Consider the following 20356-nt stretch of genomic DNA (forward strand, 5'->3'; position numbering starts at 1 on the left):
TGTTTTCTTGCCAAGGCACAGCGGTTCCATTTGCGCCCATTGGGCGTCTGTCAGTACGAAGCGATCCATACGGATTTTGAATCACATTTGGTGACTTTGAAAAAGTATAATTCCCAACAGACCCTGAAAAAAGCTTCACCAAAAACTTTCCTGATTTTCAGGACACGTACTCATGGCCCGACGGCGGAATCCATCATCACGTCTTCCGCCTGCCGCAGCACGCGCGACAGGACATCCATCATGTCCTGCACCCTGTCGGCGGGAATTCCACCCAGCACGCGCGCTTCCATGTCAGCGCAGATCCGGTGCAGGGTCGCGCATTTACGCCGACCGCGTGCGGTCAGTACAAGGCTCTTGGCGCGCCTGTCTTCCTGATCGGGATGGCGTTCGACCAGCCCTTCTTCCTCCAGCAGGTCCAGCACGCGCACCAGCGCCGAACTGTCGGTATTCATGGCATGGGCCAGCGTGCGCTGGCTGACACGGTCGGGCAGCATCATGAGGTACGCCAGCGGGCGCATCATCGCCATGCTCATGCCTTCGGGCCGCAGCGCGCGGTCCAGACCCAGCCGCCACGTATTGGCCAGCCGCATGGTCAGGAACGTCATTCTCATGTCCTGAAAGCCCGCGCCCTCGATATCAGGCAATGGTGAACGGTCAGCCATGCGCATCCCCTGCTGGTGTCAGACCCCGCCGAAGTCCTCTGCGTGCCCGATAGCATGCCCGCATGGCCCGATCATGACCCATTTATGCGATGGCTGCCCGGCGGCACTGATATGCAGGACAGATATAATTGACATGGCATTAATTGTCATACAATAAATTGCGCTCCATGCCCTTTAACTTCCTGCGGCATGCGTTATCAGATGCCCAAAACGCCGCAGCCGGGAGTCGGCACCCACATGTTTTCCAGCCTTACGCGCCATTTTTCCGATGATGCCCAATGGGCCGCGCTGCGCACCACGGCGGCGTTCAGCGGGCGTGCCCTGCTGTCGGTCGCCATTGCGCTGTTCCTGGCGTTCAGCTTCCAGCTTCAGTCCCCGATGAGTTCGGTCACAACGGTCATGATCGTGGCCAACCCGACGGTGGGCGCGCTGGTATCCAAAAGCGTGTGGCGCGTGATCGGGACCATTATCGGCGCATCCATCAGCGTGGGGCTGATGGCGGTGTTCGTGCAGTCGCCGGCGCTGTATTTCATGGGACTGTCATTCACGGTTGGACTGGCGTGCATGGCGGCGACCTTCCTGCGGCTGTTCCGCGCCTATGCCGCCGTGCTGACGGGCTATACCATCGTCATCATCTCGGCCCCCGCGTTTGATGACCCGGATGGCATTTTCCTCAGCGCCATGTCGCGGCTTTCCGCCGTGGTGGTGGGGATCGTAACGACGGCAGCGGTATTCATGGTCACCTCGCCGCGTCGTTCGGACACCCTGTTCGTGCAGATCCATGCCCTGTTCCGCGATACGATCGGCTATATCCAGGCGTTTCACCAGGGCTATACCAATGTTCCCGCGCAGGATCCGGACGCCCTGCCGGGCAGCACGTTCCGCGCGTTGCCCACCAATTTCCATGACAGCCGGGCGGCCATGCTGGCGCGGATCGGGCGGCTGTCGGATGCGGTGGAATACGCGGCCACCGACAATTACGACATAAGCGTGCGCCAACGTGAAATCCGCGCAGGGCTTGCGCGCCTGTCGGGCATCGTGGCGTCGTACCATCCCCACACCATCACCGCATCCGATACCGAACAGGACCGGGTGGTGCATGCCGAAATCGTATCCATGCTGCAGTTCCTCATGGACCGGACGGCGGACCGGACACTGGAATCCAGTTGGATGGAGGGCTGTGCGCGCATACGCCAGACGCGGGACCTGATGATCGCGCAGGCGCGTGAGACGCATTCCCCGCAATCGCTGCTGTTCCTTGATGACATACAGGACCTGCTGGGCCAGATCGAAACCGCGCTGCAGGACCTGTCGCGCCGGGGCAGCGCGGGGCGCAGGCTGCGGCTGCAACCCTATCTGGAATGGCCGACGGCGCTGCGCAACGGCGCGCGCGGCATGCTGATCACCATGTCGGCGTGCCTGATCTGGTACGTGCTGCACTGGACGGCGGCCCCGACCATGATGCTGTACGTGGTGGCGGCGGCTAGCCTGCTGTCCACCCTGCCTTCCGCATCCCGCGCGGCGGGGCTTATGGCAGCAGGCACGGCGCTGGGGGTTCCGGCGGGGCTGTTATGCCATACCTACCTGCTGCCGCAGATCGACGGGTATCCGCTGCTGTGGCTTTCGCTGTGCATCATGCTGCTGCCGGGAATATGGTTGCAGTTCCACCCGAAATTCGGGGTTGGCGGGTTTGGCTATGGCGTGTTCTCGACCGTGATGCTGCAGGTCAACAACCCGATCCATTATTATAATGATGTCAGCCTGCTTAACGGCTGGATGGCGCTGCTCATGGGCTGCATCATGCTGGTGCTGTCGTTCCGGGTCATCCTGCCGCCCAACCACAGGCTGGATGCCGCCCGCCTTGTCACGTCACTGACGCGCAGCCTACGCAGGCTGGCGCTATCGGGACGCCGGCAGGGTAAGGAATGGCTGGTGTGGGAAAACCTGCAACTGCAAAAGGTGCTGCGTCTGGCGATGCGGCTGTCCTTCTTCGCCCGCCCTGCCGTGATCCATGAATACATCGATGCGGCGCTGGCCACGCTGTCACTTGGGCGGTTGGTGGAACGGATCCGCATGATTGCCGCAAGCCCCGACATAACCGGGGCGCAGCAGGTCGCCATTTACGATGCGCTCGATACATTTACCGAACTGGCGCATAACCCGCTGCTGACGGCAGCGGGGCTGCGCCGGGCGGCGGATACGCTATGCCCGCCCGACGCGATCACGCTACGCCCCCCCGCACAGGTCGAGGCCATGGCGTGCCTGGAGCAGGCGGCGCGGATCATCCAGGACATTCCCGGCTTCCTTGACCAGCGCGGCCCGCTGCAATGGGCGGAGGATTATCCCGCCGCCCACCGTCCGCCGCTTGCGGCCGTCAGGACGGAATCCGGCTGAGCACCGAGAACGACACCGCATCCATGACCGTCGTGTCCACTTCATCACCCGGCTTCAGGGTTTTCAGGAATTCCTGCATCGGCTTCTGGCGCACCAGCACGACGCGGGTAATGTCATCGGGATCGACAAACACGACCTGATTGCGCGTGGTGTCCACGCCCGTCACCTTCACGCGTTCGCGCTTGAAGGACACCATCATGCCATGCGGGTGCGGGCCGGTGCGCGTGCCTGCGGCACTTTCGGTCGATTCCGGCATGGGCGCGCCCGGCGGTGCGATGACGGCATCAATGGTGCGCACGATGCGCATGCCGATCTTGTCACCGGCATGCAGGACCGGCAGCTTGGCGCGCATGTCCGGGTCAACGCGCACGGTATCCAGGTTGCCCGCCTTGTCACGCAGCAGCACCATGCCCGCGTCATGATCCACGCTTTCGACGATTGCCGTCGCCGTCTGGTTGCCCACGATAACCGGGGCGGCTTGCGCCATGGCGGCCTGTGATGCGCCACACAGGCTGGTGCCTGCGGTAATGGTAACGGCCAGTGCCGCCGCAACGCGACGGGGTGCAAACAGCTTCATGTTCATATTTCTTGTTCTTTCCTCAATCTCTTGACGGGTATGGATCCCTGCCGGTTGGGCCTGCGCCCGGGCCAGCTTCATCGTATTCCATAACGTCTAAATGCAGTCATGTATCCAAAGATGTATGGCGCTCAGGCATAGTCCGGAACACCGGGCATGACCACAAAGCCCGGCAGGCCGCGCATCCGCCGCGCCCATCGCCGCAGGGCGGGGCAGGTATCGCGTTCCACCCCAAGGTCCACCGTCAGCGCGAACACGACAAACAGCACTACATCGGCAATGCTGGCGGCGGGGGCTGCGAACCAGTCATGCCCCTCCATCGCGCGCGCACTCATGTGGTCTTCCATCCGGCGCAGGGCCGCCACCAGCGCGCCCATGGGCGGCAGGACAGGCAGCGTGGTGCCAAAGGCGGCATCGCGTGCCGCCGCCATGGTATCAAGCGCCGTCGTCCCGAAATCCAGCCAGTCAAGGATCGCCCATTCATGCACCGGGTCCAGCCATGCCCGCGCAACCTCCGGCTGGCGGGCGATGAACTGCATGATGACGCCAGGGCGTGACAGGCGCACATTGCCCGCCACCAGCACCGGTGGCCGCTCATCCGCCCGCAGTCCCGCCGGACGCTGGCCCACGGGCAGGTCCGTATCCATGGCCCGTATCTCATACGTCATGCCCATGAGCGACAGGCCAAGGCGCACGGCATAGCAGCGCACATCCGGCGTCCAGTCATACAGGACCAGTCTGGTGGTCATGCCATTTCTCCCGTAGCCAGTTCGTTCATGACGGGGGCGATGTCAGCGCCACTTTCCACCGCGTCACGCAGCCGTTCGGCCCAGCGTGACAGCACGGGGGACGACGGGCCATCCGCATCCGCCACCCGCACCACATGCAGCATGGCCTGCCCCGCCACCGGTTCGTGCACCGCAAGGCCAACCGGTCCGTGCCACGCCATGCCCGCATCGCCCGCAATGCCGGTGCCAAGGCGCAGCGCCCCCACGGATGCATTGACGTGAAGGGTACGCACCGGCAGCACGGTGTCCGGCCCTGTCCCGCCAGCGGGAAAATCCTCCGCCCCGTCCATGCTGACCCATGCAAGGCCCGCATGTTCACGCACGGTGTAGGCATGCACATGGATCGAGGCAGGCACGCGCACCTGCGGGTGGGCCGGGATCAGCCTGCACCGCGCTGTGCCGCCAAACTGCCAGCCATGGTACAGGCACCCCAGCGCATCATCGCGCACAAAACCGAAACTCAGCCGCATGCCCCGATGGGGGCAGCGGTCTTCCCACGCATGCAGCATTGGGGTGGGTGTGTCCTCGCGCCACAACACGACTTCGCGGCCACCAATCCGCACGCCCGCGACCTCGCCCCGGCGTATATCGGACAGGACGCTGACCGGCTGCCATCTTTTCATACGTTCCCCGCTTCACTTCCATCAGACCCTGAGGATTGCACACCGCGGGGCGTATCGGACACAACAGCGTGTATTCTTTCACGCAACACCATGGCGTGCCACCATGATGGCAGCTAACATTACGCCACCGTCACGGCAATCCGCACACAGCGCGATGGCATACTGCAAACAGGAACCGGGCAATGACACAGATCACCGCCGATGAAACCATCCTGTCCGACTGGCATGTGATCAGTCCCCTGTCACACCTGCGCACCACGCCCACCGACACCATGCTGCTGGACCGGCACATAACCTTTGGCCTTGATGCGCAGGACAATCCCTTCGCCTGCGACGTGGTGGACAGGCGCACCCTGCCGGTCCGTGCCCGCCACGGCTGCCTGTGGACCTGCCTGGGCACGCCGGCGGGCGACATTCCCGCCATTGACGAAGCCCTGGAACCCGACCGCAGGCTGGTCGATTGCGGGGTGTTCACGGTGCGGACATCGGCCCCGCGCATTGTCGAAAATTTCCTCGACATGGCGCATTTCCCCTTTGTCCACACCAATATCCTTGGTGCCGAACCGCACACCGAAGTCGCGCGCTACACCATTGAACTGCGTGATGGCGGCAACGAGGTCTGGGCCACAGACTGCCATTTCTTCCAGCCGCAGGCCGCCCTGTCCGCCACCGACGGGCTGGACACGGAATACCTGTACCGCGTGGCGGGACCGTTCGTGACGCTGCTGTACAAGACCTGTCCCGCGCAACCCGGACGTTTTGACGTCATCGCCCTGTTCGTTCAGCCCATGACGCAGGAATGTTCCCGTGCGCATCCGGTCATGTTCCTGATCGATGATGTCTCGCCCCAGGCCAACCTGATCGAATTCCAGCAGACCATTTTCCTGCAGGACCGTATCATTCTGGAAAACCAGCGCCCGCGCCGGCTGCCGCTGTCGGCCGGGGCGGAAATTCCCACCATGGCGGACCGCATGTCGGTCGCCTACCGCCGGTGGCTGCGCGACCGCAAGGTGACCTACGGCACGACGGCCTGAACACCTGCGCGTGACGCATTACCCCCTTCCGCCGGGTGGGGCTGTCCGCGCGGGGCACATGGTGTAAGCCTCACGCATCACCAGACAGAGACAAGTCAGGAAAACCACCCATGACCGACCAGACCCCGCCCGACGCCTTTGAACAGGGCAAGACCGCCGCCGCCAAGGGCGAACCGCTGATCGAAAACCCGTTTGACGAGACCCTGCCCGCCTATGAACAGTGGAACAAGGGATGGTGGAGCGTGCGCGAAAACGATGGCGATTTCGATCCTTTTGCTGAAAAATAACATAATATTTTCAGTAACTTACTTATAAATAATAAAGGTTTTTGGGTATCGCCTTTTTGCAAAAAGGCGACGTTCTTCGAAGCTGTTTGAAAAAAGCTTCACCAAAGCCTTCTTTGTAATTTGCACAAGGGTGCAACGGCTGGCTCTGAACCGTAGGGCCACGATGGCGTGAAGTCATTGAAACGTGAGTGTTTCCCCCATTGTAGAGGGGACAGAGCACGTGGAATGAATGGCGCTGACGGTTTTGCTGAAATGAAAACGGCAACTGTCCTCAGGGAAAGGCGGCATCGGCAACGGTGTCGCCTTTTTTCGTTCTGATTCTGTCTGGAAAGACTGTCCGGAACGCATCGGGCGATGGGATTGGTTATTTCTGAATATCAGGATCGGGCCGACATGCTGCCCGGTGCGCTGGGCTTCTGGGCTGCCATCCGTCCCCCCATCCGCGCGCAGACCCGGAAGGCCAGCAGCGCACCAGCCGATGTAATGAAAACCGGGATCCACATGTCATGCCCCAGATGCGTGAACTCGATCCCCAGCGCCACCGCCGTCAGGGGCATGGACATGAACGTGCCAAGGAAGGCGATGCCACCCAGCAGCGCCACGCTGCCTTCATCCACCGCAGGCAGGACCATGTTCCACGCTCCCGCCAGAACGGTGGACAGCAACGCCCCCATGGTCAGGCTGGGTGTCAGCAGGCCACCCGCCGCCCCGGCGCGCAATGCCCCCATGACGACCACGACCTTGAGCACAAGCAGGATGGCCGCCAGTTCCATGCCCAGCCGGGCCGACAGCGCCAGCTGCATCGGCCCGCGCCCGTTACCCGGCAGCTGCGGGTAAAAACAGGTCAGCACCCCCAGCAGGGGAAATACCACCAGGCACCAGCCAATGCGTGAGACACCCTTCGCCGCGCGGTTCTGCACGATACCCATCAGCCGCTTGGCCACATGCGCGCCCATGCCGATGACCGGACCGGCGCATATCGCCCACAGCACCACGGGTGCGGTCACCGCCATCGGCCCGGTTTCATACTGGTGCACGTTGCCCAGAACCGCCCACGGCACGAATGCCCCAATGGCCGACGCCGCCACCGCACACAGTACGGCCCGCTGCCCGACCGTGCCCAGCAACACCTCAAGAATAAACAGCGCGCCGCCCAGCGGCACGTTATACACTGCCGATAGCCCCGCCCCCGCGCCACAGGCGATGATGATGCGCCGATCATCCGCCACAAGGCCCAACATGCGGCCCGTGCCGGTGGCCAGTACGGCCCCCAGTTCACGCGGCGCCACCTCACGCCCCAGCGGTGAGCCAAGGGCCACGGTCACGATCTGCAGCAGCAGGTGGATCACGGTGGATAGCGGCGGCATCGGCTTGCCCAGACCTGTCTTGCCCACAGCGGCGGCAATGCTGACCAGCGGCCGGCCAAAATGCCCCAGCGCCCACCAGCCCACACCGGCCACGACACCCGCAACAGACAGGGCCGCGACGCGCCGCCAATGGGGAGCCGCGCTGACGCCCTGCAGGAAGTTATGCGGCCCGCCCGGCTGACCGTAGCCATAGGCGACATGCTGGATCATGTGCAGCAACAGGGACAGCACCGTGCCCCCCAGCCCGGACAGGATACCCGTGCAGACAACCGCCATGGCCATGACCGGCCAGGGCGTTGAGGCAGCGGGCGGAACGGAGGGAGAAGCGGGTGTCGTCATGGCTGCATGGGGTATGCCGGATCAGGGTCCGGACGCAAGGCAGGTTTCAGAAGCGGAAGGACAGGTTGGACATGTAATAGGTGCCACTGCTGCCCCCCGCCCGGTTCAGCGCCGACGCGGTCATGAATCGCGACAGGGTCTGCGCCCATGAAAGATGGGGCCCGATCTGCCATGTCAGCGTCGCCTGCGGGGCCATGCCAATGAACGAACCGTTGTAATGGAACGCGTACTGCAACGCACCCGGCCGCGACAGCGGGGCCTGCGTGCTGTAGCGCCAGTACAGCGGATAACGCGCCATGACACTGAGCGACCTGAAGAACGTCATGCGCACCTCCGGCCCGATATCGACCATGTTCGATTCGGATACGGTGAGCGAGGCATCAACATAGGTCAATTGCGGATTGAACGGCTGGCTGTACGTGCCCACCGTATTGCGCCGCGCGTCGCCCCCCGAAAACACGTCCGCCTGCATGCCGACAAAGGTATGGAAACGGTCATGCGGGATACGGTAGCCCACAGTGCTGCTGAACGACCATGCATTGATGGGCCGCGACGGGCTGTCCGGTCCCGTGGCGCGGAAGGCCCCGCCCTGCCATATGCCGCCCACCGAAAACTCGATCGGTCCCGCAATGCCATGCCATCGGCCGCCAAAGTTGTTGCGCGTGGCCATGCCGGGCTGGATCATGAATGACGGCGCGGACACGCCACTCATTCCCCCGCCCGCCTTGGTGCCAAAATAGAACAGGTCGAGGAAGGAATAGCCCGTCTGTTTCATGAAGGTGAAGTCAGGCGGTGCCCATGTGGTCGCCACGCCATACAGGCGGGTACCGTAATCTTCCGTATCGTGGAAAATGCCATTGGGGGTGATGTCGGTGCCGACAAAATCCCACGCATCCACCCGCACGCGCGACCATGCGGCATAGGCCCGGAAACCGTTCCACGCCAGCGGCACGGAGGAGGACATGCGATAGTACAGCACATAGGCCGGCATATCGAGAAAGGCCTGCCGCCCGAACATGAAGCCCGCCTTCGCCCCCGCCACATGCCCCTTCACTTCAATGAAGACCTGCTGCGCATCAAGCTGCTTGCGGTAGGTGTCGCCATAACCATACGGCCGCCAGCCACCCGCATCGGCATTGATCAGTTCGCCATACAGCCGCACATGCGTGCCCAGGTGCAGGTCGGCCCCATACAGGTTGCGCACCGTAAAGCGCCCCGAATCCGCGACATGCGCGGCCCCCAGCACCGGACGGTTCTCGAACCAGTTGCGTGCCCGCGTCTCACCCGAAAAACTGATCCATACGCTGCCGCTGCGGGTCAGGGGAATGTATTTCAGCACATCGAAGGGGTCGTCACCCTTCTTTTTATTGCGCAGGCTGCTCCAGTCCTCCGCCCAGCGCGCCACGCCATAACGGCCGACGGGGCCAAAGCCCGCCGCTTCGCCACTGTCGCGGTTGAACACGCCCCAGTCATACTGGTGACCCGACGGGCGGCGATACGCCATGGCGGGCATGCGGATGGGCTGGCCCACGGGGTTGGCCGATGGCAGGTACTCGACCGGCGGCACGGGAACGGCGTGCACATGGATGTTTTCCGGCGCACTGCGTCCCGGTTGCGTGACGGATGCAAAAGCCGCGGGGACCTGCGCGCCCCATGCCAGCGCACCGGATACCGGCAGGACAAGGGCGGAAAAAGACCGTCGCCCCATGGAGCGGACACGCCGCGGAACCGCGCGGACGGAAAGATCAGACATACGGTGGAAAAGCGCCTTTCGTTACGAAACAATTCCAATAACGGCATTTCCCGGTATCGCAAACGAAAACCGCGAACATGGCGCATCGGCAATGGCAGCACACAGGCACTGCACAATCGGGGCCAAAGGCGGTAGCAAGTTCATATTGCTTCCGGATATGGTTACCTGTACGGAACAGAGACAGCGAAAAGATGTTTCAGGGGCAAGGCAGGAAGGGAACGAAATGAAATTCGTTATTGCCGTCATCAAGCCGTTCAAGCTCGATGAGGTGCGTGAGGGGTTGCATTCCATCGGGGTAGACGCCCTGACCGCAACCGAGGTCAAGGGGTATGGCCGCCAGAAAGGCCAGACCGAAATCTATCGCGGTGCCGAATACAACATCCAGTTCCTGCCCAAGATCAAGCTGGAGATCGCGGTGGCGGACGCACAGTGCGACAAGGTGGTGGACGTGATCCAGAGCGCCTCGTGCACCGGCAAGATCGGCGATGGCAAGATTTTCGTCCTCGACCTTGAACAGGCAATGCGTATCAGGACACAGGAAACCGGAGAAAACGCGCTGTGATCACAAAGATTGGCAAGAGCGCCCGCCAGTGCGGGCCTGCGGCCGCAACTGTCGCGCTGTCCATGGGCAGCCTGCCCGCCATGGCGGCCGACGCGGCCCCCGCCGCGATTGATACGGGTGATACGGCATGGATGCTGATCAGCACGGGCCTTGTGCTGATGATGACCATTCCCGGCCTTGCCCTGTTCTATGCCGGGATGGTGCGCAAGAAGAACGTGCTGGCCACCCTCATGCAGTCATTCAGCATCTGCTGCATCATGACGGTCGTGTGGATGGTGCTGGGCTACAGCCTGACCTTCACATCTGGCAACGCATTCATCGGCGGCCTGTCGCGCGTGATGCTCAACGGCCTTGGCGCAGGGATCAGCAAGGGGTCCGACGTGGCCTTCACCATGGCCGCCGGCACGCCCGCCGCGACAACCATGACCATTCCCGAAAGCGTGTGGATGACGTTCCAGATGACGTTCGCCATCATCACGCCCGCGCTGATTACCGGCGCGTTTGCCGAACGCATGAAGTTCAGCGCGCTGTGTGTTTTCACCGTCCTGTGGTCGCTGATCGTGTACGTACCGGTGGCCCACTGGGTCTGGGGGCCGGACGGCTGGGTCGCCAGCAAGATTGGCGCGATCGACTTCGCCGGTGGCACCGTCGTGCATATCAATGCCGGTATCGCGGGCCTTGTCGCGGCCCTGGTGATCGGGCGGCGCAAGGGTTATGGGGAAGAAGACCTGTCCCCCTATAACCTGACCTACGCCATCATTGGCGCGTCCCTGCTGTGGGTGGGCTGGTTCGGGTTCAATGCCGGGTCCGCCGTGGGGGCCAACGGCCGCGCGGGCATGGCCATGGCCACCACCCAGATCGCGGCGGCCGCTGCTGGCGTGTCGTGGATGTGTGCCGAATGGCTCAAGACCGGGAAGCCAACCGTGCTGGGCATCATTTCCGGCGCCGTGGGCGGGCTTGTGGCCATTACGCCTGCGGCGGGCTTCGTGCTGCCCGGTGGCGCGCTGATGATCGGCCTGGCCGCCGGCCTCATCTGCTTCTGGGGCGCGACGGGCCTCAAGCACATGATGGGCTATGACGACAGCCTTGATGCCTTTGGCGTGCATGGCATTGGCGGCATCGTGGGCGCGCTGCTGACCGGCGTGTTCGCCTATGGCCCGCTTTCGGCTACCGACGCCAGCCCCGAAGGGGTCAGCGGGTCGTTTTCGCAGTTCGTGGCGCAGGCGGAATCCGTTGGCATCACCATTGTCTGGTGCGCGGTGCTGACGTTCATCCTGCTCAAGCTGATTGACCTGACCATCGGCCTGCGTGTCACGCGCGACGAGGAAATGGAAGGGCTGGACATGAGCCTGCATGGCGAGCGGATCAATTCCTGATCCCCTCCGCCCCTTCCTGCATCCCACGAAACTGAGGGCGCCCCCGACGAGGCGCCCTTTTTTCATGCGCAATAATCCATTGATAAAAAAATAAAAGTTTTTGGGTGCCGCCTTTTTTCAAAAAGGCGGTGTTCTTTGAAGCTTTTTGAAAAAAGCTTCACCAAAAACTTCTTTCAATCCACTACATCGCACCGCATTGCGCAGCGTGACCCGGGGGGAAAGCCCGCCTGCGCTTCCTCCCGCAACACAGCGGCAAGACGTGCATCCGGCATGTCGGATGGGAGCAGGTAAAAGCCTGATTTTTGGTAAAACGGGGCATTCCACGGAATGGTACGGAAGGTTGTCAGCGTAAGCCCGGACAGGCCGAGCTTACGGGCATCGTCATACGCCGCTGATAACAGCCGTCGCCCCAGCCCCCTGCCCTGCCGGTCAAGGGCTACCGACATTTCAAGGATATGCAGGTCCTGCCCACAGGGCTGGGCACTAAGGAAGCCCGCGATCCGCCCCTGTTCATCCACCGCGACCCAGCAGGTGCGCGTGGCGATGCAGGCCCGGTGTGCGTCAACAGACATGACCCCGTCATCCGCCACCCAGGCCAGTTCGGGCACGCTACGGAAAGCCTGCCCGGCCGAGCGTTCGATGGCGGGAAGGAAGCGGGCGTCATCATCGACCGCCTCACGGATGGAAAAAGACATAAAGGTCATCCCGGTTGTGTAACGGGATGACCCTAGCACATCCGTCAGAACGACTGTGAAATACCGGTCAGGATGGTCCGGCGCAGCCCGTATTGCGGCGCGCCCACGCCCACGCCCGTGCCGCTGCGCAGCATGTAGGGGTGATCGAACAGGTTGGTCACATCCAGCCGCAACTGCGTGGTGCGCAGGAAGCGGGAGTGGAACAGGTCACGGAAGGACTGCACGACCGACATGTTGAACGTCGCGTATTGCGGAATGGCGCTTCCGTTCGGGATGGTGTCACCATTGGACAGGTTCTGGTCCTGCCGCAGGCCACTGCCATACACCATCGTCGCCGACACGCGCGTGGGATGCCCGCTGCGATAGAAGAATGTATATGATCCCCCTGCCGAGGCCGTCCAGCGCTGGTCATGATCCAGATGGATCCAGTGATTGCTGATATATTTCAGGTCATCGGCATCAAAGTTGAACTGTGCGCTGGTAATGTCCTTGCCGATTGCCCGCGACCACGCGAAATTGCCGTACAGAGACAGCGGCCCATGGTCATAGGACGTGGAAAATTCATACCCGTTGACCTGCCCACGCCGGTAATTGAACCCGGACAGGATGATCGGCGCACCGAACTGCCCTTCATCAATCAGGTTATGGGCCAGCTTGTAATAGGCATCGAACGATACGCGCCAGCCAGGCAGGATGACCTGCTCGATACCTGCATCAAAATAATGGTCACGCTCGGCCTTGACCGTATCGCTACGGCTGACATCGGTCGCAGCCGAGGTATTGGCGAACTGCCGCAGGTCGGACCCACCCACGACCTCGAACGGCGGCGGGGTGAAGTAACGGGAATAGCCCGCATGCAGCGCAGCCCCCTTCCACGCCCGCCATACCACATTGATGCGCGGGCTGAGCTGGTGTTCGTTGGTATATTCGCCCACGCCGTCAAAGCGCAGGCCGTAATTGACCGTCACGTTATGCAGCGGCCGCCATTCATCCTGCGCGTACAGGCCGTAGATGTCGCCCGTGCGGCCATTGCCGGTATGGTACGAGGCGAACTGGCCATCAGGCGCACCATTGACGTGCACAAGCGAATCAGCCTTGGTGATGTTACGCTCGGCAAAGACCTGAAAGCCGAAGCGCACGGTATGGTCAGGCCGCACGCGCCATGTCACGTCGCTCTGGGTGCCGGTGGACATGACCGAGCGTTCGGCATGCTGGCTTATGCCCATATAGGCCAGGTCGCCCAGATTGGGGTCGGGGCTGTAGCCCAGGCTGCTGTAGCGCGAGAAGACCGATGTCTGGAGCGAGAAGGCCCCGATTTCCTTCTGCAGCGACAGGATGCCGAAATCGGTGATCTGCTTCTGGCGTTCATTGAGGTTGGACGCACTTGGCGCACCCGGCACCGACACGCACGGCGAATCAGCACCCGCGCAGGGAAAGGTCTGGCCACCGATATTGGGCAGCTGGTACTCGGCGTTGGAGACACCGGCAATCAGGCTGATCCGCGTGTTTTCATCTACCGTATACCGCACGTGGCCAAGGAAATGGTACTGGTTGCTCAGGTCATGCGGTGCATTGAAGGACGGGGTCGTGTTCTCGATCCCCACCCGGTCATGCACGTAATCGGCGGTGAAGAAGTAATCCCACTTGCCATGCTGTCCCCCATACTGGGCGGAGGGAAAGAAATAGTCCCGCGCCCCACCGTAAATGGACACGTTGCCGCCCTTGTTGGTGGACCCGTTCTTGGTGTTGATGTCCACCACCGCCGCCTGCAGGAAACCGTACTGAACCGGCAATGCGCCAGTTGAAAGCGACAGGTTGTCGGCAAAGCGCGTCATCAGCGTCTGGCCAAACACGTTCATGCCTTCGGGCAACTGCACGCCATCAAGGCGGAACTGCACCTCGTTATGATCACCACGGACATGGATCTGCCCGTAACTGTCCTGCGCCACGCCGGGGGCCTGCAGCAGCACGCTGTTCATCCCGGCGTTATCGCCACCGGGAATGGTTTCCAGCGCCTTGCGGCTGAAGGCATGCACCGTGGCCCCGGTGGACGGCTGCAACTGGATACGCGCACGGTCCAGCCTGGCGGTGACCGTCATGGCGTCCGGGGCGGATGACCGGCGCGTGATTTCCCCATCCGTCACCGGCGTGATGGCCGTGTCGGTCGTGGTGGTGGACGTGCCTGTCGCCGTCGTGGTCTGCGCCACGAGGGAGGAAACCGGCGTAAACGCGGTCATGGCCGCCAGCACGGCGGGGGACAGCGGGCGGCGGAAGAACCATAAGCGGATCATGTCAGGGTGGGCTCGCATCCAGTCAGGAGATTTCGGATGCCTCCGTCGTATATTGGTACAATATAACATAACAGACTAAAAAAGCAGGCTTCCTCGCGACGCAGCCGGAATGTTGTTTTTATGCAACATAAGCATGGCCGTCCTGACTTAGACACAGGGCAACCCACGCCACGGACCATTCCGTCAGCGCGTTGATGCGGCAATATGCAGGGGAAACCCGTTCAGGATGCAGGACAGGCGCAAGGCTGTTTCAAACGCCCATCCGTAAAATATTCCAAAACTGAAAGAAGTTTTTGGTGAAGCTTTTTTCAAAAAGCTTCAGAAGGCACGCCGTGTTTATGAAAAAAGGCGGCACCCGAAAACTTTTATGATGTCGAACCGGAACCGGATCCCGGGCATTCCATCACGACCGGGGGCTGGCGCGGGGCGTCACGCAGATAGGCATTGAGGAACGTCCGCACGGCGGAGCGGGCGATGAATTCGATATGCGCCTCATCCGTATTGACCGGCAGTTGCAGCCGTGCGCGCGCCACAATCCTGGTCTGGCACAGGCCATAGAACTGTTCCGCCGCGAAAACCGGGTCGGGAATGTTCAGCACGCCCGCGTCATTGTGCTGCATAAGCCACGCTGACAGGATGCCAATGGCCTTCTCCGGTCCATGCTTCCAGAAGGTTTCGGCGAGGTCGGGGAAGTTGCCCGCCTCTGAAATGATGATGCGGTGGAGCATGAGCGACAGCGGCGATGTCAGAAGCCGGATCATGGCCACGGCAAGGTGTTCGAGCGATTCCGTCAGGTTGGCCCCTTCGTCAATCCGGCTGAACAGTAGGGGCATCTTCTCGCACGCGCACTGTTCCACGAAGGCGGAGAACAGCGTGGCCTTGCTTTCGAAATAATTGTACAGCGTTCCCTTGGACACGCCCGCATCCCGGGCGATGCCCGACATGCTGGCCCCTTCGTATCCCTGCCGGGCAAAGACACGCGCGGCACCGGCCAGGATCTGCTGGCGCTTGGCCGCGGACGCACCGGACAGCGGGCAGCTTTCGGCCTGTGTCTGGCCCCGATGCTCTGACGTGGTACCCATGGAAATCACCCTGCTCCCAATATCGGTGCGTACTTTCGATTGACCCCGTGAGGAAAGCCGATAGGCTAGGGGACTGACCGAACTGATCGGTCAATTCATGGCATGGCCGCGAAACCATGCCAAGGGCATACAGGTTTATATCAACTGTTTTCAGGGACAACAGGGGGCCGCGTTGGTGGGTAGGGGATTTTCATGGCGCACGGCGGTGGTTGGGTTGTCGGTCATGACCGCCGGGTGTGCGGTTGGCCCGAACTTCCACAAGCCGACCCTTTGGACGCCCAAGGAATATGGTGGCCCGAAGCGTATCGCCACGACCGGCAGGGATGGCACGCCCACGCAGGTCGCAAGCCAGACCACGTCGGATGACCCCGATACCGCGTGGTGGACCATCTTCAACGATCCCGAACTGACAAAGCTGGAACAGCGCGTCGCCACCGACAACCTTGATGTCCGCCGCTATGCCTACCGCATGGCGCAAAGCCGCGCGGAACTGCGTATCGCAGGCGCCGAACGCTACCCCGCCATGTCGGCCACCGGGTCATACGCCCGCCAGCAGTACAGCACCAAGATGCTGCAGCGGATCGTGACGGATGTGGAAAGCGACCCGCAACTGAGCAACAACCCCGTATTTTCCCAATACGCGCCACCGCCCGGACAGGCCAAGATCCCGCTGTTCAACCAGTGGCGCGACAGCATTGACGCCACGTGGGAAGTGGACCTGTGGGGCCGCGTGCGCCGCCAGTACGAAGCCGCCGCCGCCCAGACGCAGGCCACGAACGAAGCCCGGCGCGGCATGCTGATTTCACGCCAGGCCGAAGTCGCGCGCGATTACATGGACCTGCGCAATACGCAGGAACAGCTGCGTATCGTCATGGAAAACCGCGACGTGGCCAAATCCATGCTGGACCTGAACCAGCAGCGCTACGCCAAGGGACTGGCCAGCGACATGGAAGTGGAACAGGCCCGCGTGCAGTACCAGAACACGCTGGCGCAACTGCCCCAGCTTGAGCAGCAACTGGTGGCACAGGTCAACGCACTCAGCCTGCTTATGGGCGAGCCGCCGCGCGCCCTGTCCGACGAACTACTGACCGCTTCCGCCATTCCGCCCGTCCCGCCGCGCGTGCCCGTTGGCGTGCCATCCGAACTGGCGCGCCGCCGTCCTGATATCCGCCGCGCCGAAGCCAACCTCCACGCCGCAACCGCGCAGGTGGGCGAGGCTGTGGCCGAATTCTATCCGCGCGTGACGATCAATGCCGGGTTCGGGTTTGAATCCCTGTCCTTCCGCGATCTGGGTTTCTGGAACGCCAAGGCATGGAATGTCGGCCCGTCCATCACCCTGCCCATCTTCCAGGGCGGACGCCTGCGCGGACAGCTGGAACTGCGCAAGGCGGCGCAGAAGGAAGCAGCCATCAGCTACCAGCAGACCGTGCTGGGCGCATGGCATGACATTGATAACGCACTGACCGCCTATACCGATGAACAGGTCCGCCATGACAACCTGACCCAGCGCATGGAAGCCAGCCACCATGCCCTGCAACTGGCGCAGGACCAGTACCGTCACGGAATGGTCACCTACCTGAACGTGCTGGACAGCCAGCGCCAGTACCTGGGCGCACAATCCGACCTGACCACCAGCACGGCCACCATATCGGGCAATCTTGTCCGTCTTTACAACGCACTGGGTGGCGGCTGGGAAACCACATACCCCGAACCCGCCCCCCGCACGAAGCAGGCGAAGGCAACGCAATCCCCCGCTACGACCACCACGCCCGCAGCCACCTCCACTGCCGCTCCATCGCACCAACCGGCCTGAATCCGGCGTTAAAGGCTTGGCGCGCACGCGCCTTGCTAGTATAAGCCGCCCCGTTCCCGACTGGATTGGCACACGCCGCCACACGGAACCACGGCGCAGGGACCTGTCATCATGATTACATTGCCCCCCGATTATCGCCCTTCGGATGATGAGGAATTCATGAATCCGCAGCAGGTGGAATATTTCCGCCTCAAACTGCTGAAGTGGCGCGCGGATCTCCTCAAGGAAGCGGACGAGACACTGGCCAGCCTGTCCGAAGGCGGCATTCACGAAGCGGACATTACCGACCGTGCCAGTGTCGAGACGGACCGCGCGCTGGAACTGCGCACGCGCGACCGGGCGCGCAAGCTGATTTCCAAGATCAACCAGGCGCTGCTGCGCGTCGAGGCCGGCACCTACGGCTATTGCGAGGAAACGGGCGAACCCATCGGCCTGAAACGGCTGGAAGCCCGCCCCATCGCGACCCTTTCGATCGAGGCACAGGAACGCCACGAACGCATGGAACGCATCCACCGCGACGACTGACGCCCCCTGCCTTCCGGCTGGATGACCCCAATTTACCAGAATACGACAAAAGGGGGTTGCCAGCCGATGCAGGAAAAGTTAGGAAGCGCGCATACAGTGCTGCTGTAGCTCAGTGGTAGAGCACTCCCTTGGTAAGGGAGAGGTCGACAGTTCAATCCTGTCCAGCAGCACCATGATTTCCCTGGATTTTGTTGTTCCGCGTTTCTGTGTTGTCTGCTCCACGTGGACCAGAGAAGACCGATAGGGCATCAGTGGCTTTTTTCAGCCAGTCCGGGCCGTGGTGTCCATAGACCCGCGCGATCATCTAGAGACTGTTTTCCAAAAACTTGGCGACCATCTCAAAGGGCACGCCTGCCATCGCCATCCATGCGGCAAAGGTTACCGTGGCGTATGAGGGACCGTGTTCTCTCTATCCGCAGCATCACCCACCCTTCTGGCGAATGCATGGACGTTCCCTATCCCCCTCGACCGCGTGCGTGTGGCCGCATATGCTGCCGTGACTGCCTGACCCCATCGCAACACAGGCGGGGCGGACGGATGGCATCACTTGTTCTTGTGAAGGGCATGGATCCCATATTAAAGCAGTGCCGCAGGCGGGGACGGGAACGGTAGGCACCTCCATGATCGAGAACATGCATTTCGGAAACATTGCCATTGTGGGCGATGTGATACTGGACCGTTATATTTCCGGCCGGATTGACCGTATCTCCCCCGAGGCCCCCGTGCCGGTACTGGTGCATGAACACCTCAATGCCGTAGCTGGCGGGGCTGCCAATGTGGCGGCGAATGCTGCGGCACTGGGCGCGCGCGTCTCGCTTGTCGGGCTGGTGGGGACAGATGAATACGCAGACTATCTGATCCAGACCCTTGCACGGTGGGACCAGATCAACTGCCGCGGCCTGGTACGCGACGCCCATCGCCAGACCACGACCAAGACACGGGTCATGAGCGGCCGCCAGCAGATCGTGCGCATTGATAACGAGGACACCCATCCCCCTGGTCCCGCCATACAGGCCGAACTGGTGGACAGGGCCTATACGGCCATAGACGGAGCCGACATCCTGATCTGCTCGGATTATGGCAAGGGCGTGCTGGATGACGGTGTGCTGGAAAAAATCATTGCACGCGCCCGCATACGCGGCATTCCCGTCATTGTCGATCCCAAGCGCACGTCCTTTGCCGCCTATCGCGGGGCGACGCTGGTTACGCCCAACCGGCAGGAACTGGGACGGGCCACGGGCCTGCCGGTGCGGACCGATGACCAGATCATTGCCGCGGCGCAGGCCGCAGGTGCGCAGTTTGGTGGCAGCGTGCTGGTCACCCGTTCGGAAGAAGGCATGACCCTGTGGCAGGATGACGGGACGGTCAGCCATGTGCGCAGCCGGGCGGCCGAGGTCTTTGACGTCTCGGGCGCGGGGGACTGCGTGGTCGCGACCGTGGCCGCCATCCTGTCGGCGGGACAACCCATGGAAACGGCGGTGACCATCGCGAATACGGCCGCCGCCGTGGCGGTGGGCAAGCTGGGCACGACCACCGTTTCACGCGCCGAACTCAGCCACGCGCTGATGCGTGACATGCCGGATTCGGGAAAATGCGTCTCCCTTGAACAGGCGGCGGCCATGGCGCGGGACTGGCGGCACCATGGGGCACGGGTTGTCTTTACCAACGGGTGTTTTGATCTGCTGCATCCCGGTCATATCGCCCTGATACAGAAGGCTGCGGCACAGGGGGACAAACTGATCGTGGCGCTGAATACCGACCGCTCCGTCCGCCGCCTGAAGGGGGAAAGCCGTCCCATACAGGATGAACGCGCACGGGCCACCGTGATCGGCGCGCTGCGCAATGTCGATCTGGTCGTGCTGTTTGACCAGGACACGCCGGAGGACGCTATCCGCATGATCCTGCCCGATGTCATCGTAAAGGGTGCTGATTATCGTGAGGATGAAGTGGTGGGCGGCGATATTGTAAAAGCCAATGGCGGCCGTGTCGTGCTGGTTGACATCATGCCCGGCCGATCAACCACCTCGCTTGTGCGGCAGGCGGCCGGACAGTCCGGAGCCGAGACTGATACCCCGGCGTGACACCTGCCCGCTTCCAGACATGGGCTGTCCGCCAGGCCCTGCCGCTATGGTCTGAAAATGGGTTCGACAGGGATCGGACCCTGTTCCATGAACGGCTTGATTTCAAC

At 62.2% G+C, this 20356-nt stretch carries 17 protein-coding genes and 1 tRNA gene; 9 read left to right on the forward strand and 9 right to left on the reverse strand.

Features of this window, described 5'->3' with window-relative positions:
• Window positions 1-170 precede the first annotated feature (170 nt).
• Window positions 171-662, reverse strand: a complete 492-nt coding sequence (locus F1542_RS09570) for a MarR family winged helix-turn-helix transcriptional regulator (RefSeq protein ID WP_193732841.1) — start codon at window positions 660-662, stop codon at window positions 171-173.
• A 189-nt stretch (window positions 663-851) separates the two neighbouring features.
• On the opposite strand from F1542_RS09570, the gene F1542_RS09575 reads away from it, so the two are divergent.
• A complete protein-coding gene (locus F1542_RS09575; protein ID WP_193732842.1) occupies window positions 852-3056 on the forward strand; it encodes an FUSC family protein in 2205 nt (734 codons plus the stop codon).
• On the opposite strand, the gene F1542_RS09580 is transcribed toward F1542_RS09575, so the two are convergent.
• The 3 genes from F1542_RS09580 to F1542_RS09590 form a co-directional block, all read right to left on the reverse strand.
• On the reverse strand, window positions 3037-3639 hold the full coding sequence (locus F1542_RS09580) for a preprotein translocase subunit YajC (protein WP_193732843.1): 603 nt from the start codon (window positions 3637-3639) through the stop codon (window positions 3037-3039). The two genes, F1542_RS09575 and F1542_RS09580, sit on opposite strands and share 20 nt — an antisense overlap.
• Before the next feature lie 125 nt (window positions 3640-3764).
• Complete coding sequence (locus tag F1542_RS09585; RefSeq protein WP_193732844.1) at window positions 3765-4382, reverse strand: glutathione S-transferase family protein; 618 nt, start codon at window positions 4380-4382, stop codon at window positions 3765-3767.
• The gene (locus F1542_RS09590; protein ID WP_193732845.1) at window positions 4379-5044 is read right to left on the reverse strand and encodes a Rieske 2Fe-2S domain-containing protein; all 666 of its coding nucleotides are present in this window, start codon (window positions 5042-5044) and stop codon (window positions 4379-4381) included. The genes F1542_RS09585 and F1542_RS09590 overlap by 4 nt, the downstream gene beginning before the upstream one ends.
• A 182-nt stretch (window positions 5045-5226) precedes the next feature.
• Here F1542_RS09590 and F1542_RS09595 point away from each other — a divergent pair, with 182 nt between their 5' ends.
• Both F1542_RS09595 and F1542_RS09600 read left to right on the forward strand, forming a co-directional pair.
• Window positions 5227-6078, forward strand: coding sequence for an aromatic ring-hydroxylating dioxygenase subunit alpha (locus F1542_RS09595; RefSeq protein WP_193732846.1), 852 nt, complete (start codon window positions 5227-5229; stop codon window positions 6076-6078).
• A gap of 110 nt (window positions 6079-6188) precedes the next feature.
• On the forward strand, window positions 6189-6365 hold the full coding sequence (locus F1542_RS09600; protein WP_193732847.1) for a hypothetical protein: 177 nt from the start codon (window positions 6189-6191) through the stop codon (window positions 6363-6365).
• A gap of 377 nt (window positions 6366-6742) precedes the next feature.
• Here F1542_RS09600 and F1542_RS09605 read toward each other — a convergent pair whose 3' ends face one another.
• Both F1542_RS09605 and F1542_RS09610 read right to left on the reverse strand, forming a co-directional pair.
• Entirely contained in the window at window positions 6743-8014 is a 1272-nt protein-coding gene (locus F1542_RS09605; RefSeq protein WP_193732854.1) for a chloride channel protein, read from the reverse strand.
• A gap of 103 nt (window positions 8015-8117) precedes the next feature.
• Complete coding sequence (locus tag F1542_RS09610; RefSeq protein ID WP_193732848.1) at window positions 8118-9824, reverse strand: alginate export family protein; 1707 nt, start codon at window positions 9822-9824, stop codon at window positions 8118-8120.
• A 223-nt stretch (window positions 9825-10047) separates the two neighbouring features.
• Between F1542_RS09610 and F1542_RS09615 the strand changes: the two genes are divergently transcribed.
• Window positions 10048-10386, forward strand: coding sequence for a P-II family nitrogen regulator (locus F1542_RS09615; protein ID WP_010508912.1), 339 nt, complete (start codon window positions 10048-10050; stop codon window positions 10384-10386).
• Window positions 10383-11762 (forward strand): ammonium transporter, encoded by a 1380-nt coding sequence (locus tag F1542_RS09620; RefSeq protein ID WP_193732849.1) that lies wholly within the window; start codon window positions 10383-10385, stop codon window positions 11760-11762. Before F1542_RS09615 ends, F1542_RS09620 begins: the two co-directional genes overlap by 4 nt.
• Window positions 11763-11935: 173 nt before the next feature.
• On the opposite strand, the gene F1542_RS09625 is transcribed toward F1542_RS09620, so the two are convergent.
• From F1542_RS09625 to F1542_RS09635, 3 genes are all read right to left on the reverse strand, one after another.
• Window positions 11936-12466, reverse strand: coding sequence for a GNAT family N-acetyltransferase (locus F1542_RS09625; RefSeq protein WP_193732850.1), 531 nt, complete (start codon window positions 12464-12466; stop codon window positions 11936-11938).
• A gap of 35 nt (window positions 12467-12501) precedes the next feature.
• The gene (locus F1542_RS09630) at window positions 12502-14748 is read right to left on the reverse strand and encodes a TonB-dependent receptor (protein ID WP_193732855.1); all 2247 of its coding nucleotides are present in this window, start codon (window positions 14746-14748) and stop codon (window positions 12502-12504) included.
• A gap of 365 nt (window positions 14749-15113) precedes the next feature.
• Window positions 15114-15830 carry a TetR/AcrR family transcriptional regulator gene (locus tag F1542_RS09635; RefSeq protein ID WP_193732851.1) on the reverse strand — a complete coding sequence of 239 codons (717 nt, stop codon included), beginning with the start codon at window positions 15828-15830 and terminating at the stop codon, window positions 15114-15116.
• A gap of 97 nt (window positions 15831-15927) precedes the next feature.
• On the opposite strand from F1542_RS09635, the gene F1542_RS09640 reads away from it, so the two are divergent.
• The 4 genes from F1542_RS09640 (at window position 15928) to rfaE1 (ending at window position 20249) form a co-directional block, all read left to right on the forward strand.
• On the forward strand, window positions 15928-17643 hold the full coding sequence (locus F1542_RS09640) for an efflux transporter outer membrane subunit (RefSeq protein ID WP_193732852.1): 1716 nt from the start codon (window positions 15928-15930) through the stop codon (window positions 17641-17643).
• 111 nt (window positions 17644-17754) lie between these two features.
• Window positions 17755-18168 carry an RNA polymerase-binding protein DksA gene (gene dksA, locus F1542_RS09645; RefSeq protein WP_025439494.1) on the forward strand — a complete coding sequence of 138 codons (414 nt, stop codon included), beginning with the start codon at window positions 17755-17757 and terminating at the stop codon, window positions 18166-18168.
• A 98-nt stretch (window positions 18169-18266) separates the two neighbouring features.
• A tRNA-Thr gene (locus F1542_RS09650) sits at window positions 18267-18341 on the forward strand.
• Window positions 18342-18788: 447 nt separating this feature from the next.
• Entirely contained in the window at window positions 18789-20249 is a 1461-nt protein-coding gene (gene rfaE1, locus F1542_RS09655) for a D-glycero-beta-D-manno-heptose-7-phosphate kinase (protein WP_193732853.1), read from the forward strand.
• Window positions 20250-20356: the final 107 nt, after the last annotated feature.

This window comes from Komagataeibacter sp. FXV3, from assembly GCF_015155755.1.
Lineage (GTDB): Bacteria > Pseudomonadota > Alphaproteobacteria > Acetobacterales > Acetobacteraceae > Komagataeibacter.

What these genes read in the sequence shown, in the direction of transcription:
- F1542_RS09570 (WP_193732841.1), bottom strand. Translation starts at nt 662, where the DNA reads ATGGCTGACCGTTCACCATTGCCTGATATCGAGGGCGCGGGCTTTCAG.
- F1542_RS09575 (WP_193732842.1), top strand. Translation starts at nt 852, where the DNA reads ATGCGTTATCAGATGCCCAAAACGCCGCAGCCGGGAGTCGGCACCCAC.
- F1542_RS09580 (WP_193732843.1), bottom strand. Translation starts at nt 3,639, where the DNA reads ATGAACATGAAGCTGTTTGCACCCCGTCGCGTTGCGGCGGCACTGGCC.
- F1542_RS09585 (WP_193732844.1), bottom strand. Translation starts at nt 4,382, where the DNA reads ATGACCACCAGACTGGTCCTGTATGACTGGACGCCGGATGTGCGCTGC.
- F1542_RS09590 (WP_193732845.1), bottom strand. Translation starts at nt 5,044, where the DNA reads ATGAAAAGATGGCAGCCGGTCAGCGTCCTGTCCGATATACGCCGGGGC.
- F1542_RS09595 (WP_193732846.1), top strand. Translation starts at nt 5,227, where the DNA reads ATGACACAGATCACCGCCGATGAAACCATCCTGTCCGACTGGCATGTG.
- F1542_RS09600 (WP_193732847.1), top strand. Translation starts at nt 6,189, where the DNA reads ATGACCGACCAGACCCCGCCCGACGCCTTTGAACAGGGCAAGACCGCC.
- F1542_RS09605 (WP_193732854.1), bottom strand. Translation starts at nt 8,014, where the DNA reads ATGGCCATGGCGGTTGTCTGCACGGGTATCCTGTCCGGGCTGGGGGGC.
- F1542_RS09610 (WP_193732848.1), bottom strand. Translation starts at nt 9,824, where the DNA reads ATGTCTGATCTTTCCGTCCGCGCGGTTCCGCGGCGTGTCCGCTCCATG.
- F1542_RS09615 (WP_010508912.1), top strand. Translation starts at nt 10,048, where the DNA reads ATGAAATTCGTTATTGCCGTCATCAAGCCGTTCAAGCTCGATGAGGTG.
- F1542_RS09625 (WP_193732850.1), bottom strand. Translation starts at nt 12,466, where the DNA reads ATGACCTTTATGTCTTTTTCCATCCGTGAGGCGGTCGATGATGACGCC.
- F1542_RS09630 (WP_193732855.1), bottom strand. Translation starts at nt 14,748, where the DNA reads ATGATCCGCTTATGGTTCTTCCGCCGCCCGCTGTCCCCCGCCGTGCTG.
- F1542_RS09635 (WP_193732851.1), bottom strand. Translation starts at nt 15,830, where the DNA reads ATGGGTACCACGTCAGAGCATCGGGGCCAGACACAGGCCGAAAGCTGC.
- F1542_RS09640 (WP_193732852.1), top strand. Translation starts at nt 15,928, where the DNA reads ATGGCATGGCCGCGAAACCATGCCAAGGGCATACAGGTTTATATCAAC.
- dksA (WP_025439494.1), top strand. Translation starts at nt 17,755, where the DNA reads ATGATTACATTGCCCCCCGATTATCGCCCTTCGGATGATGAGGAATTC.
- rfaE1 (WP_193732853.1), top strand. Translation starts at nt 18,789, where the DNA reads ATGATCGAGAACATGCATTTCGGAAACATTGCCATTGTGGGCGATGTG.